At 40.2% G+C, this 14,249-nt stretch carries 12 protein-coding genes; 4 read left to right on the top strand and 8 right to left on the bottom strand.

Going from position 1 to position 14,249, the window contains the following annotated elements; translation table 11 throughout:
* Window positions 1-216: 216 nt before the first annotated feature.
* The gene (gene moeB, locus B6258_RS09540) at window positions 217-984 is read right to left on the bottom strand and encodes a molybdopterin-synthase adenylyltransferase MoeB (protein WP_099075061.1); all 768 of its coding nucleotides are present in this window, start codon (window positions 982-984) and stop codon (window positions 217-219) included.
* 5 nt (window positions 985-989) lie between these two features.
* Complete coding sequence (moeA, locus tag B6258_RS09535) at window positions 990-2,231, bottom strand: molybdopterin molybdotransferase MoeA (RefSeq protein WP_099075060.1); 1,242 nt, start codon at window positions 2,229-2,231, stop codon at window positions 990-992.
* A gap of 210 nt (window positions 2,232-2,441) precedes the next feature.
* Between moeA and B6258_RS09530 the strand changes: the two genes are divergently transcribed.
* The 3 genes from B6258_RS09530 to yeiB all read left to right on the top strand — a co-directional run bounded on the left by B6258_RS09530 (window position 2,442) and on the right by yeiB (window position 5,585).
* On the top strand, window positions 2,442-3,611 hold the full coding sequence (locus tag B6258_RS09530) for a YbfB/YjiJ family MFS transporter (protein WP_099075059.1): 1,170 nt from the start codon (window positions 2,442-2,444) through the stop codon (window positions 3,609-3,611).
* A 148-nt stretch (window positions 3,612-3,759) separates the two neighbouring features.
* Window positions 3,760-4,419, top strand: coding sequence for a GTP cyclohydrolase I FolE (gene folE, locus B6258_RS09525; protein WP_023581251.1), 660 nt, complete (start codon window positions 3,760-3,762; stop codon window positions 4,417-4,419).
* A 14-nt stretch (window positions 4,420-4,433) separates the two neighbouring features.
* The gene (gene yeiB / locus B6258_RS09520) at window positions 4,434-5,585 is read left to right on the top strand and encodes a DUF418 domain-containing protein YeiB (protein ID WP_099075058.1); all 1,152 of its coding nucleotides are present in this window, start codon (window positions 4,434-4,436) and stop codon (window positions 5,583-5,585) included.
* Here the strand turns inward: yeiB and sanA are convergent.
* The 6 genes from sanA to metG all read right to left on the bottom strand — a co-directional run bounded on the left by sanA (window position 5,582) and on the right by metG (window position 12,780).
* Window positions 5,582-6,313, bottom strand: a complete 732-nt coding sequence (gene sanA, locus B6258_RS09515; protein WP_099075057.1) for an outer membrane permeability protein SanA — start codon at window positions 6,311-6,313, stop codon at window positions 5,582-5,584. The two genes, yeiB and sanA, sit on opposite strands and share 4 nt — an antisense overlap.
* Before the next feature lie 141 nt (window positions 6,314-6,454).
* A complete protein-coding gene (locus B6258_RS09510; protein WP_099075056.1) occupies window positions 6,455-8,152 on the bottom strand; it encodes an NAD-dependent malic enzyme in 1,698 nt (565 codons plus the stop codon).
* 213 nt (window positions 8,153-8,365) lie between these two features.
* Window positions 8,366-9,250, bottom strand: coding sequence for a cytidine deaminase (gene cdd / locus B6258_RS09505; protein WP_099075055.1), 885 nt, complete (start codon window positions 9,248-9,250; stop codon window positions 8,366-8,368).
* Between the two features lie 200 nt (window positions 9,251-9,450).
* The gene (locus tag B6258_RS09500) at window positions 9,451-10,152 is read right to left on the bottom strand and encodes a CidB/LrgB family autolysis modulator (protein WP_099075054.1); all 702 of its coding nucleotides are present in this window, start codon (window positions 10,150-10,152) and stop codon (window positions 9,451-9,453) included.
* Complete coding sequence (locus B6258_RS09495; RefSeq protein WP_099075053.1) at window positions 10,146-10,619, bottom strand: CidA/LrgA family protein; 474 nt, start codon at window positions 10,617-10,619, stop codon at window positions 10,146-10,148. Before B6258_RS09495 ends, B6258_RS09500 begins: the two co-directional genes overlap by 7 nt.
* A 133-nt stretch (window positions 10,620-10,752) precedes the next feature.
* Window positions 10,753-12,780: a methionine--tRNA ligase gene (gene metG / locus B6258_RS09490; RefSeq protein ID WP_099075052.1), complete on the bottom strand. Its 2,028-nt coding sequence runs from the start codon at window positions 12,778-12,780 to the stop codon at window positions 10,753-10,755.
* Between the two features lie 204 nt (window positions 12,781-12,984).
* On the opposite strand from metG, the gene apbC reads away from it, so the two are divergent.
* Complete coding sequence (gene apbC, locus B6258_RS09485) at window positions 12,985-14,097, top strand: iron-sulfur cluster carrier protein ApbC (RefSeq protein WP_036912151.1); 1,113 nt, start codon at window positions 12,985-12,987, stop codon at window positions 14,095-14,097.
* Window positions 14,098-14,249 lie beyond the last annotated feature (152 nt).

Here is a 14,249-nt window from a genome sequence, read left to right as displayed (position 1 = left end):
TATTTTGCTTATAGAGGATCCTATTGCGTTTTGACGCGGGCGGTCATAGTAGAATTAAATCAAAGTGAATACTACAAGCTTGTTACATCAACTTAACGAAAAATACGACTTATAAGGCGATAAAAATGCTTGAAAACAGATTAATAGCGCTGTCTTTGAGAGAAAATAAGGTAAGTTTAAAGAAGTTAGACTTACCCTATCTAGGATAGAAAGCGGTTAGTTATCGGTTGAATTGGCAGAACACACTTCACAATGTGGATTTTTAGGTAATTTGAATTCACGAAATTGCATTCGCATGGCATCAAACATCAATACCTTACCCTGTAAATTTTCACCGTAGCCAGTAAGTAATTTAATAGCTTCAACGGCTTGTAATGTGCCAATTGTGCCGACTACAGGTGCCATTATACCGGCTTCAACACAACTTAACGCATTATCACCAAAAAGATGACTTAAACAGCGATAGCAAGGCTCATCATCTTGATAGGTGAATACACTGATTTGGCCTTCCATTCGAATCGCTGCCCCAGAAACGAGCGGTTTTTTCTGATGAAAGCAGAGGCGATTAAGTTGCTCACGTACTGTCACATTATCAGTGCAATCCATAACCATATTATGGTGGCTAATAAGCTCCGCTAACGCTTCATCTTCAAGTAATGCATCAACGGTTTCTATCGTGACATGAGGATTAATGGCTTCTAATGTTGTTTTTGCAGAGAGTACTTTAGGTTGACCAATCGTGGCGTCACGATGAAGAATTTGACGCTGAAGATTGGAAAGGGAAACCGTATCAAAATCTAATAATGTGAGTTTTCCTACACCTGCGGCTGTAAGATATTGTGAAGCACTACACCCTAAGCCACCAGCGCCAACAATCAATACAGAAGCACTTTTCAGTGCTTCTTGGCCATCAAAATCAAAGCCCCTTAATACAATCTGGCGATTGTAACGTAGCGTTTCTTCATCGGTTAATTCAATACTCATAAAGGCTATTCACTTTTTAATAGAGAATTAAATAGCTCGATAGTCACCGTTTCGCCAGCCGCAATTTTACCGCGCTCACGCTCTAAAACGATAAAACAGTTAGCGACACTAAAGGAGCTATAAACATGTGATCCTTGGTGTCCAGATGTTTCCACTTGCCATACGCCATTTGCATTAATACTTGCAATACCACGTTGAAAATCAAGGCGACCCGCTGATTTTTTCAATGGAGATTGTGCAATCGCTTGGAAACGTTGCGGTGCTTTCCATTGGCTAAAACCAGAGAGGCGTGCAATTAACGGTTGAACCAATTGATAGAATGTCACAGTGGCTGATACTGGGTTACCCGGTAAACCGCAGAACCATGCATTATGTAATCGACCAAAAGCAAAAGGTTTTCCCGGTTTAATGGCAAGCTTCCAAAAACCAATTTCACCAATTTCATCAAGAATTTGTTTGGTGTAATCGGCTTCGCCCACAGAAACACCACCACTGCTGATCACTAAATCTGCTTCTTGATCAGCCTTTTTAAAGGTTTCGCGTAGTTTTTCCGGTGAATCAGGAATAACGCCTAAATCTAGAACTTCACAGCCTAGTTTTTCAAGCATTAAACGTACCGCAAAGCGGTTGGTATCATAAATTTGCCCCGCTTTTAATGGCTGTCCGATGGTTTGTAATTCATCACCCGTTGAGAAAACAGCCACTTTTAAACGACGATAAACTTGTACGGTTGCCACACCTAAAGAGGCAATTAAAGGTAATTGCGCTGTTGAAAGCTTAGTACCAGCAGGTAATACAATGTCGTTTTCTTTTATATCTTCACCAATACGGCGAATATTCTGGCCTTTCTTCGCGGGTTGTAAAAAACGAACACCCTGTTCAGTCACTTCAGCTTCTTCTTGCATAATGACAGTATCAACACCAGCAGGAACCATTGCCCCTGTCATAATACGCACACATTGTCCAGCAGGGAGTTCTCCCTCAAAAGGAATACCCGCGAACGATTTACCTGCAACAGGAAGTGGAGTTTGTGCTTCTAAGTCAGCGTAACGAAGTCCATAACCATCCATTGCCGAATTATCAAAAGGCGGAACATTTAGTGGAGATGTAATATCTTCACTTAGAATATAATCTGCGGCGTTATTTAATGGAATGTTAAGGGTATTGGTAATTGCCAGCGGTTTTTCAAGTAGTTTTTCTAGCGCTTCATCAAGAGATAATAAACCGCTAACGTGACATTGACTCATCATATACTCCAAGATCTATCGAAATGTTCTGTTTTATTTCATGATACTAATCTATCACGATGAACATCATCATGTCAGAGATCATCTTGTGAATAGAAAGAAATGAAACTTTTTATTGCAAAAATATTAACTGATTGTGGTTAATGTGTTGCTTGTTCTGTTATTAATGAGCCGCACATTTAAAATGATAAAACAAAATAATGGATCTCCATGAATACTTCAAATCACCAAAGTCATTCAGCACAAGCTTTTCATATCGCTTTTAGTGGTTTTCTTGCTTTAGTGGTTGCAATGGGAATAGGGCGCTTTACATTTACACCGCAAGTGCCATTGATGATTGCAGAATATCAATTGACGCTAACAAGTGCGGGGATTGTCGCTGCATTTAATTACCTTGGCTATCTTGCAGGCTCGTATGATGCAATGAAAGCCGTTAAAGGTGTAGGATATCGCTTGTGGGCGGGACTTTGGGGAGCAGTGATAATCACTCTGTTGTCTGCTTTTTTAAATGATGCATTTACACATAGTATTGCACGCTTTTTTATTGGCTGGGCAAGTGGTTGGACATTAGTGTTGGTGGCTTCATGGGCTAACGAGTTACTGGCTCGCCTTAATCGACCTGCATTAAGTGTGGCTGTTTATGCAGGAACTGGCGCAGGTATATTTATTAGCGGTATTCTTGCTGTGTTAATTATGAAATGGCAAATGAGTGCGACGGTGGGGTGGTTAATTTATGGTTCTCTTGCTTTTATTTGTGCCATATATGTGCGTTATCATCTCCCAAAGCCTTGGAAAATGAGCCGAGAAGAAGTAAAAGTTGCTCCTTTAACGCTTACTCCAGCGATGAAAAAGCTGATTTTGGGTTATACCTTTGCCGGATTTGGCTATATTTTACCCGCAACATTTCTTTCTCAAATGGCGGCAGAACGCTTTCCGGGGAGCTTAATCGCACAATTTGTTTGGCCTGTCTTTGGTGCTTCTGCGGCATTATGTATTGGGATCGCTATTTTAACGCGTAATGTATTAAACACGCAGTTACGCTTAGCCATTACGCTTTGGTTACAAGCATTAGGCATTTTGATTGCAGAGTGGATCCCGACAATAACAGGGCTTGCGATTGGTGCTTTTTTAATTGGTGGGGGTCTTATGTGCGCTGTACAACTTGCTTTTTTACGGGGCAGAGAATTAGCACCTGATCATGGGCGTTATATGGCGGGTTTACTTACCACTTTTTACGCCATCGGGCAATTAGTTGGTCCCGTAATTTCTTCACTTTCAACGGCATTGACAGGAAAATTAGAACCTGCACTTTACGTTGCTTTTATTGTATTGATAATCGGTGGTTTTCTGGTGTGTTTAAAAGAAAAAGAGTGCCAGTAAACTAAAATTAGCGCATACAAAAATGCAATAATTTCATAACGAAAAATGCGGTATTGCTGGATAATGTGATTGAGGTCATCTAAAGTGTAGGCTGTTATTGCTAAGCGCAATAACAACTACTTAATTAATGTGTTTATCGGAGAGTCCAATGTCATCATTAAGTAAAGAGGCGCAATGGGTGCACGCTGCGTTAGTTGAACGCGGTTTGGAAACGCCTCTTCGTGAACCAAAACTCTCTCCAAGTGAGAGCAAACAGCAAATTGAACATCATATGACAGAAGTGATGAAGCTGTTAAATCTAGATTTAAGCGACGATAGTTTAGCTGAAACGCCTCGTCGTATTGCTAAAATGTATGTTGATGAAATTTTCTCAGGGCTGGATTACCACAACTTCCCAAAAATCACGCTAATTGAAAATAAAATGCAAGTTGATGAAATGGTGACAGTACGAGATATCACATTAACAAGCACTTGCGAGCATCACTTTGTCACTATTGATGGTAAAGCCATTGTGGCTTATATCCCGAAAGATAAAGTCATTGGGTTATCTAAGATTAATCGAATTGTGCAATTCTTTGCTCAGCGCCCTCAAGTTCAAGAACGCTTAACACAGCAAATCCTTATTGCATTACAAACGTTACTCGGCACAAAAAATGTGGCGGTTTCTATTGATGCGGTTCACTATTGTGTGAAAGCTCGTGGTATTCGCGATGCAACGAGTGCAACAACAACAACGTCGTTAGGCGGGTTATTTAAATCGAGTCAAAATACGCGTCAGGAGTTTTTGCGCGCTGTTCGTCATCTTTGAGATTTTAAATAAAAATGAATGAATCGTCTCATCAACGTATTGAAGCACTTGATGCGTTGAGAGGAATGGCGATCCTTGGCATTTTATTGCTCAATATTTCAGGTTTTGCATTATTAAGAGTGGCTTCATTTAACCCATTACATTCGGGAGAAGCCTCTTTTGGTGATCGTATAACATGGATGGCATTAAATCTGTTTGCTCAAGGCAAATTCCTCTTTATTTTTGCGCTGCTATTTGGTGGTTCGCTTTATCTTCTTTTGTATAAAGGAACACGTTTTAATGTATCGCGGTTAGTTGTACTGGCATTGATTGGTGTTATTCACACATTATTTATTTGGGAAGGTGATATTTTATTTCCATATAGTATATGTGGTTTATTTGTTTTTGCATTTATCAAGTCAATAGCAACAAAGCACCAATTTATATTAGGAGCGATACTCTATTTTTGTGGTGCACTTATTTTAGGTGTGTTGTTTTACTATTATCGTGATTTTATTGATACCGTTTGGTATAGCACGCCATACTCTCAATTGGCTGAATCAGATTGGAAAACAGGGCCTTATTTAAATAGTGTTTATTATCGTTTGAATGAGTTAAGTCTTTTTGTTTTTAATCTAGTACGTCAATACAGTTGGTTTTTGTTTGGTGCGATGTTGATGGGTTCTGCATTAATGGCATCAGGTTGGTTGCAGCAGAAATTTAGTCGCGCTCATTATGGTCATGTGGCACTTTATTTCCTCACGATAAGTTTAAGCTTACAAACGGTTATTGTACTGGTGGATTATTATCTTGATTGGGATTACCGCTGGGCGGCTATTTTGGCACAACCTTTAACTATGTTAATCCAAGTGATGCAAAGTTTGGGGTATATTGCGCTGTTTTATTGGAGTTGGAATATTATTCAACACTCTTATTTTGCTTATGCTTTACGTTGTGTCGGCAAAATGGCGTTAACGACCTATTTAATGCAAAGCCTTATCGGTATTTATTTATTCCAGCATATGGGGCTATTTAATCAATTTACTTTACCTGAACTGATGCCTTTTGTTGCGGTCATTTGGGCAATCAATATTGCTTTTGCTGTAATTTGGCTACGTTATTTTCCACAAGGGCCAATAGAGTGGATCTGGCGTAAATCAGCCTCGAAATTAGCCCAATTCTTTTAGGGTTTTTCGTGATTATTTTCATTCAGAGGAAGTGATTCGACTTCCTCCGGTGAAACCGCAGGATAACCTTTAATGCCTTCAGGAATTGATTGTATTGCGGGAATAGTTTCTGGTGGCCCTAAAAAGCGTGGTTCGCGGTTTAGAATATAAACATCAATCATTGCACCTGCTCTGGCAAATACTTCACGTACGCGTACTTTAAACATGCTTTTAGGGGATGCAACGGCAAAGCATTGCGCATCAATTCCTTTTTCTAATGCGATAAAAACAGCACGTTCACAGTGAAAACGCTGAGTAATAATGGTAAATCCATCAGTACCAAATACCTCTTTTGTTCGTACTACTGAATCAAGTGTTCTGAAGCCTGCAAAATCCATCACAATACGAGAGGCCGGAATGCCCGCTTTAATCAGATCTTTACGCATTGTATTCGGCTCATTATAGCTATGTTTTGCATTATCACCGCTGAGTAATAAATACTGAATTTTGCCACTATTATAAGCATTAACAGCACCTTGGATGCGGTATTGATAAAACTGATTTATATAACCGCTGGTATAGTACTTTGATGTCCCTAACACCATACCCACTTTTTTAGCGGGCAATGTATCCACATCTTCAAAGATATAAGGATTGGTTTTCCATCCGATCCAGCGATCGCAGGCAATCAAGGTGACTGCAAATAGAATAAAAAGTGTAAGAAAGAGATAAATGAGGCGTTTTAGCATGTCCTTGCCTTAATGACGCAAATAACGAATGACTTTCATAATGCTTAAGGCTACTTGAGCAAGGATAGGGAAGCAAGAAAAAAGCGCCTCATATTAAGTAATGACGCGCTTTTCAGAATGGTACTTAGTGTTTCAAACTACTTAGAACGAGGTTCTTTTGTAAATACGGTACTCTGGTGACCAATAGTTACGTTCAATGGCTTCTTCTAATGCAGAGTCTGAAGTCACAGTAGCAACACCTTGTACTTGTGCTTCTTTTGCAACTTGTTTGGCGATATAACGCGAAACTTGCTGAATATCAGACAGTAAAGGTAACAGGGAACCATCACCCTCTTTTGCCATTGGTGAACAATCTGCTAATGCACGACTTGCTACCATTAACATGGCGTCAGTAACACGTTTTGCACCACATGCGATAACACCTAATCCAATACCTGGGAAGATATAAGAGTTGTTGCATTGTGCAATTGGGTACTCTTTATCTTTGTATTTAACGGGTGCAAATGGGCTACCTGTTGCCACTAAGGCCTGTCCATCAGTCCAGTTGATAATATCTTCAGGACGTGCTTCTACACGAGACGTTGGGTTAGATAATGGCATTACGATAGGACGTTCACAGTGTTTGTGCATTTCACGAATAATTTCTTCAGTGAATAAACCTGCTTGTCCTGAAACCCCAATCAAAATAGTTGGTTTTGCATTCTTAACCACTTCTAACAGTGAAATCGCATCGCTTCCGGTTTCCCAATCTGCAATGGTTTCGCTTTTTTGGATAAGTTTGCTTTGGAAATCAAGTAAATTAGGCAGTTTGTCTGTTAATAAGCCGAAACGGTCAACCATAAAGATACGTTCACGCGCTTGCTCATCACTTAAACCTTCAGATTTCATTTGGGCAATGATTTGCTCAGCAATACCACAACCTGCAGAGCCTGCACCTAAGAAAGTGACAGTTTGGTCTTTTAATTGGCGACCCGCAGCACGACTTGCTGCAATTAGGCTACCTAAAGTGACCGACGCTGTACCTTGAATATCGTCATTAAAGCAACATAGCTCATCACGATAACGGTTTAATAAAGGCATCGCATTTTTTTGTGCGAAATCTTCAAATTGCAGTAAAACATTTGGCCAGCGACGTTTAACCGCTTGGATAAACTCATCAACAAACTCGTTATATTCATCACCTGTAATACGAGGATGACGCCATCCCATATATAGAGGATCGTTTAAGCGTTGTGGATTGTTAGTACCCACATCAAGTACAACAGGCAGTGTGTATGCTGGGCTAATACCACCACACGCGGTATATAAAGAGAGCTTACCAATAGGAATACCCATACCACCGATGCCTTGGTCACCTAAACCAAGAATACGTTCGCCATCTGTTACAACAATGACTTTTACGTTCTGTTTAGTGGCGTTTTGTAGCATATCGTCGATATTGGCACGGTTAGGGTAAGAGATAAATAAACCGCGAGCACGACGATAAATATCAGAGAAATGTTCACACGCTTCACCCACTGTTGGTGTGTAAATGATTGGCATCATTTCAGTTAGGTGAGATTCTAATAGACGGTAAAACAGGGTTTCATTGGTATCTTGGATATTTCGTAGGTAAATATGTTTGTCGTTATCGTTTTTGAAATCAAGATATTGGCGATAAGCGCGTTCAACCTGCTCTTCGATGGTTTCAACTGCTTCAGGCAGTAAACCATGTAAGTTAAAGGTGCTGCGTTCTTCTTCGCTGAAAGCACTACCTTTATTTAACAGGGGAAATTCAAGCAGGATTGGGCCTGCATACGGGATGTAGAGAGGGCGTTTACTTTCGTGTTCCAGTTCCATGAAAAATACTCTTGTAAGGCAGTTAGTCACATGACAATTATAGATCCTACAAAATAATAAAAATATGTACAGCTTATGTTATTTTTTTATGATTTTTATGCTTAGAAATGAGAGATAGATACGGTTGTTACAACTTTTTCTGGTAAGCATCAGCAAAATTTACATGCTGATGCTTTTTTAGGAGAGATTTTTAGCGGAATAAGTTAAAACTTTTTACAAAGTGATGCGTTGCATTTGGCGACAACCTAAAGCAGTTAATGTTGCTTGTGTTGCATCCCACTGCGTTAAAATTGTCTCTGCTTTTTCAATTAAGACAGCAGATTCAATATCCATCACAGACTCACCTGCCATATTTAATAAAATTAATGCTGCTTGTAATGGCGGTAAACTTGGGTTAAACGCGGCATTTTCAGCGTAGCTACCTTGGAAAATTTTGCCATTTTTCATTTGAACTGCAATACCACTGTGCGATCCACTATAAGGTGCATGGCTACGGTTAGCTGCTTGCAGCGCCTGTTGTGCTAATTCACTAGGATTATCAATCTTGTAACCGTGATTAACTTTGTCCATTAATAAAGAGGTGATATTGAGATCTTTCGGACCAAAGCTATCCGGTAAATAATCACCTAATGTGGCCATTTTTCTACCCGGTAACTGAATTTGAATATGGGTGCCGCTGTTCAACTCGTTCATAAACTGGCGACAATGACCGCAAGGTGTATAGTTAACGGTAACTGAAATTAAGCGAGATTCACCACGTAACCATGCGTGAGTCACAGCACTTTGTTCAGCGTGAACAGTTTGTTGTAGCGGGGCGCCAGCAAATTCCATATTGGCACCGAAGTAGAGATTACCACTTTCACCATGCGCAACGGCACCAACTTTAAAATTAGAGATTGGTACAACAGCACAAGCGGCAGCAACGGGTAAAAGTGCTAGGGCTAAGGCATCATCATTACATTGTAACTGTGTTTTTATGGCATTGACCTGCTCTGCCGTAAACATTGCAGGGAATTCATCCTGCTCAAGATAAGGAGCAAGTGCTTGTTGTAACTGAGGGGATAAATCTGACCAAATTGCCTGAAAACGAGTATGCATACATGAGTCTCCCATTAATCTTTCTGTATTATAAGATTCTAGGCATCTTTACCCATTCTTATATGTGATGAAAATCATATTTTCAATGAAACAATTGCAACAAATTCATTAATTGAGAGATGTATCTCAAATTTATAGTAAAAATCCCCGAAATAAATTTAATTAAATCGAGGATTTAAGAATGGAGGGTAAGAAAGGTATCAACTATAAAGATGCAAAATAAGAGGGAAGATAAATGGCGCTGTAAGGGAAGTAATAATCCCGCAGGTCATTAACGCCAATGAACTGTAAGCACCTTCAATATAATCTACTTCTGCTGCTCTTGCTGTACCCACAGCGTGAGATACAGTACCCATTGCTAAACCACGAGAGGCGTGAGTAGGGATACGCAGTATCTTAAATAAAGTATGACCAAAAATGGCACCTAAAATACCTACTGCAATAACACATGCAGCACTGATTGCAGGAATACCACCTATGGAGTCCGCGACAGCCATTGCAATTGGCGTTGTCACTGATTTAGGTAAGACTGAAGCAGCAATTTCTGGTGTTGCTCCTGCCCATAAGGCAATTGCCGTACCACTGACCATTGCAGCAATGCTTCCTATAAAGCAAATACTAATTAATGATTTCCACTGCGCGCGAATTTGGTGAAGTTGCTGATAAAGTGGGATAGCAAGCGCGACAACCGCCGGTTGTAATAAATCATTTAAAATACGACTACCCGCAAAATAGTGTTCATAAGGTGTATGTGTGATTAGTAGAATGGGAATAATCACCGCAATACCAATAAGTAACGGGTTTAATATTGGTAATTTATAGCGAGCAGCAAGTTTACGTGATAAATAAAAAACGATTATGGTGAGAGGAAGCGACCACCAAATATTCATCAATACTAACATTTTTTCTTCTCACTTAACGCGTTATCGTCGTCTTTTTCTTTTGCTATAACAACATCTTCAACTTGGTCTGGCTTTGCGCCAACAATAATACGTTCACGATGAACGTAGTGAGAACAATAAGCAACCAATGCCATTACACCAAAGGTACTGACCACACAGGCTAAAACAATCGGGAAGAGTTGTTGACTTAATAAATCATAATAATTCATGACGGCTACCCCGATAGGAATAAAGAGTAATGTCATATTTTTTAACAGAATATTGGCACCCGGTTTGACCCAGCGTAATGGAATAAGCTGGAAAGCAAGTAAACCAAAAAGGATAAGTAAGCCGACAATACTGCCTGGAACCGCAAAGGGCAAAAGGGCTGAAATCAGGTTACCTGCAAAAAGACAAAGATAAAGTATCAAAAAAGATCGTAGAAAATGCCAGAGTGTAATTTGCACTCGTGCCCGTTTAGATTTCATAAGTAAGTGTCCTAAATCAACTAACAGATTTATCATACACCGATTTTGAAAGTGTGCTACGGATCACAATAAAAAAAGAGCGAGGCTCTTATAGAACCTCGCCACTTATTTATTTGGCAAATGAATTTGGGTGTTATTTCACTTGCTGACCCGGTTTTGCACCAGTATCTGGGCTAAGTAAGAAAATATCTTTATCGCCAGGTCCTGCTGCCATTACCATGCCTTCTGAAATACCAAAACGCATTTTACGAGGTGCTAAGTTTGCCACCATTACCGTTAAGCGGCCTTCTAATACTTTCGGATCAGGGTATGCAGTACGAATACCAGAAAATACTTGGCGAGTTTCACCGCCTAAGTCCAAAATGAGTTTCAGTAACTTGTCTGATCCTTCCACAAAATCAGCTTGTTTAATTTCGGCGATACGCATATCGATTTTCGCAAAATCATCAAATTTGATGGTTTCTTGAATGGGATCATCCGCTAATGGGCCTGTCACTTCTTTCACTGGTGCAATGGTGCTTTTAGAGGCTTCAACCATTGCATTTGCTTTATCCATTTCAATGCGGTTAAACAATGCTTTAAATTTAGTGATTTCTTGGCCTAACAGCGGTTGTTCAAGTGCATCCCATGTTAATTGGGTTTGTAAAAAGGCTTCTGACCGCTCTGTTAATGAAGGTAATACGGGTTTTAGATAAGTCATCAGTACGCGGAATAAGTTAATACCCATAGTACAGATGGATTGTAGCTGTGCATCTTGACCTTCTTGTTTTGCTACAACCCATGGCGCTTTTTCATCAATATAGCGGTTGGCTTCATCCGCTAATGCCATGATTTCACGAACCGCTTTACCAAACTCACGATTTTCAAATGATTGTGCGATAGTTTCTTTCATATCAACAAAGTGTTGATAAAGCTTAGCATCATCTAAAGTATTCGCTAGTTTGCCATCGAAACGCTTGCTGATAAAGCCGGCTGTACGTGAGGCAAGGTTAACGACTTTATTCACAATATCGCTATTTACGCGTTGAACAAAGTCTTCTAAGTTTAGGTCAATATCGTCAATGCGTGATGAAAGTTTTGCTGCATAGTAGTAACGCAGGCAATCTGCATCAAAATGATCAAGATAAGCGCGCGCTGTAATAAAGGTGCCACGAGATTTTGACATCTTCGCGCCATTTACAGTGACATAACCGTGAACAAACAGGTTTGTTGGTTTGCGATATTCGCTGCCTTCTAACATGGCTGGCCAGAATAAGCTGTGGAAATAGACGATATCTTTACCAATAAAGTGATAAAGGTCAGCTTTGCTGTCTTTATTCCAAAACTCGTCGAAACTTAAATCGCCACGTTTTTCACATAAGTTTAAGAATGAACTCATGTAGCCAATAGGCGCATCTAGCCATACATAGAAATATTTACCCGGCGCATCAGGGATTTCAAACCCAAAATAAGGTGCGTCACGAGTGATATCCCACTGTTGTAAACCGCTGTCAAACCACTCTTGCATTTTATTTGCAACTTGTTCTTGCAGCGCGCCAGAGCGGATCCACGCTTGTAACATGTTGCTAAATGCCGGTAAGTCGAAGAAATAGTGTTCAGTTTCACGCATAACAGGTGTTGAGCCTGATACAACAGAGCGTGGATTAATTAATTCTGTTGGGCTGTAAGTTGAACCACAAACTTCACAGTTATCACCATATTGGTCTTGCGCTTTACATTTAGGGCAAGTGCCTTTTACAAAGCGATCAGGCAAAAACATGCCTTTTTCTTCATCATAAAGCTGAGAAATGGTTTTGCTTTTGATATGGCCATTTTTTTTCAGTGCAAGATAAATTTTAGTCGATAATTGGCGACTCTCTTCACTGTGTGTAGAGTGATAATTGTCATAACTGATATTGAAGCCAGCAAAATCCTGCTGATGCTCTTTGCTCATTTCTTCAATCATGGCTTCTGGTGTAATACCTAGTTGTTGTGCCTTGAGCATAATTGGCGTGCCGTGGGCATCGTCAGCACAGATGAAATGAACTTCTTTGCCGCGCATTCGTTGATAACGGACCCAGATATCTGCCTGAATGTGCTCAAGGATATGACCGAGATGAATTGAACCGTTAGCATAAGGTAACGCGCAGGTTACCAATAATTTATTCGCGACGTGAGACATAGTAAGGATCTTACTTCCATAAAATTAATAAAAGGGACTTTGATGTTAACCGATCCGTCATGATGTCGCTAGGGCAATAATCGAGTTTTTGCAAGAGAAATTTCAGTTGGCAAATTGAGGTAAGGCATTATCGTAGTCATCTACTATCTGATATGATAGATGCACTCATATATTTAATAAATAATGAAAACGAGAGGAGCCGGGATGAGTGATAAATCCCCCGAGCAGACCACCCCTGAGATTCTGAACGAAAAAGTTTCAGGTGTCTTGTCTACTTTTGAACACCCGACATTGAAACGTAATCTGCTTTCTCTAAAAGCATTACATCAATGTGCGATGATTGATGATGTTCTTCATATCGAGTTAGTGATGCCGTTTGTTTGGAAAAAACCTTTCCAAGTGCTAATCGAAGAAAAAACAGCTGAACTTCGCAACATCACTGGTGCAAAAGCCATTGAATGGAAACTCAAGCACAATATTTCAACCTTACGCCGTGCAAATGATCTGCCAGGCGTTAATGGTGTGCGTAATATTCTTGCTGTGAGCTCTGGTAAAGGTGGCGTTGGTAAATCAAGTACCGCAGTTAACCTTGCATTAGCGCTCGCACAAGAAGGCGCTAAAGTAGGTATTCTTGATGCTGATATTTATGGGCCGTCTATTCCGAATATGTTGGGTACCACAATGGAGCGTCCAACGTCTCCTGATGGACAACATATGGCGCCAATTATGGCTTATGGTTTAGCGTCTAACTCTATCGGTTATTTAGTCACAGATGATAATGCCATGGTATGGCGTGGTCCTATGGCGAGCAAAGCATTAATGCAAATGCTCCAAGATACGCTGTGGCCTGACTTGGATTATCTGGTTATCGATATGCCACCGGGAACAGGTGATATCCAATTAACCTTATCTCAAAATATCCCTGTAACCGCTGCGGTTGTGGTAACAACACCACAAGATATTGCGCTGGTGGATGCAATGAAAGGGATCGTCATGTTTAAGAAAGTCAATGTGCCTGTATTAGGCATTATTGAAAACATGAGCGCACATATTTGTAGTAACTGTGGTCACCTTGAACCTATCTTTGGTACGGGGGGGGCGGCGAAATTGGCAGAGAAGTATCATTGCCAATTATTAGGTCAAGTTCCTCTTCATATCTCTTTACGTGAAGACTTAGACCGCGGGCAACCAACAGTGATGCGTGATCCTGAAGGCGAGTTTGCTGATATTTATCGCGAAATCGCATCAACAGTATCTGCTCAAATGTATTGGGATGGTGATGCAATCCCAACGGAAATTTCTTTCCGCGCAGTGTAATTACAGTAAAATAATACGTTGAATTATTTGCTGATTTAAATGGAGAGCCACTTGGCTTTCCATTTTTTACAGGCGATTTCCGGCTGTTTTTGATAAAAAACAAATAGATTTCTGGTTTTACGCTGGAACCAGAGTGATTTCAAAACTATAAT

Source organism: Proteus alimentorum, from assembly GCF_002607735.1.
Taxonomy (GTDB): domain Bacteria; phylum Pseudomonadota; class Gammaproteobacteria; order Enterobacterales; family Enterobacteriaceae; genus Proteus; species Proteus alimentorum.
The sequence above is the reverse complement of the archived record's forward strand: the minus strand, read 5'-3'. Positions and strand labels throughout refer to the sequence as shown.

What these genes read in the sequence shown, in the direction of transcription:
- moeB (WP_099075061.1), bottom strand. Translation starts at nt 984, where the DNA reads ATGAGTATTGAATTAACCGATGAAGAAACGCTACGTTACAATCGCCAG.
- moeA (WP_099075060.1), bottom strand. Translation starts at nt 2,231, where the DNA reads ATGAGTCAATGTCACGTTAGCGGTTTATTATCTCTTGATGAAGCGCTA.
- B6258_RS09530 (WP_099075059.1), top strand. Translation starts at nt 2,442, where the DNA reads ATGAATACTTCAAATCACCAAAGTCATTCAGCACAAGCTTTTCATATC.
- folE (WP_023581251.1), top strand. Translation starts at nt 3,760, where the DNA reads ATGTCATCATTAAGTAAAGAGGCGCAATGGGTGCACGCTGCGTTAGTT.
- yeiB (WP_099075058.1), top strand. Translation starts at nt 4,434, where the DNA reads ATGAATGAATCGTCTCATCAACGTATTGAAGCACTTGATGCGTTGAGA.
- sanA (WP_099075057.1), bottom strand. Translation starts at nt 6,313, where the DNA reads ATGCTAAAACGCCTCATTTATCTCTTTCTTACACTTTTTATTCTATTT.
- B6258_RS09510 (WP_099075056.1), bottom strand. Translation starts at nt 8,152, where the DNA reads ATGGAACTGGAACACGAAAGTAAACGCCCTCTCTACATCCCGTATGCA.
- cdd (WP_099075055.1), bottom strand. Translation starts at nt 9,250, where the DNA reads ATGCATACTCGTTTTCAGGCAATTTGGTCAGATTTATCCCCTCAGTTA.
- B6258_RS09500 (WP_099075054.1), bottom strand. Translation starts at nt 10,152, where the DNA reads ATGTTAGTATTGATGAATATTTGGTGGTCGCTTCCTCTCACCATAATC.
- B6258_RS09495 (WP_099075053.1), bottom strand. Translation starts at nt 10,619, where the DNA reads ATGAAATCTAAACGGGCACGAGTGCAAATTACACTCTGGCATTTTCTA.
- metG (WP_099075052.1), bottom strand. Translation starts at nt 12,780, where the DNA reads ATGTCTCACGTCGCGAATAAATTATTGGTAACCTGCGCGTTACCTTAT.
- apbC (WP_036912151.1), top strand. Translation starts at nt 12,985, where the DNA reads ATGAGTGATAAATCCCCCGAGCAGACCACCCCTGAGATTCTGAACGAA.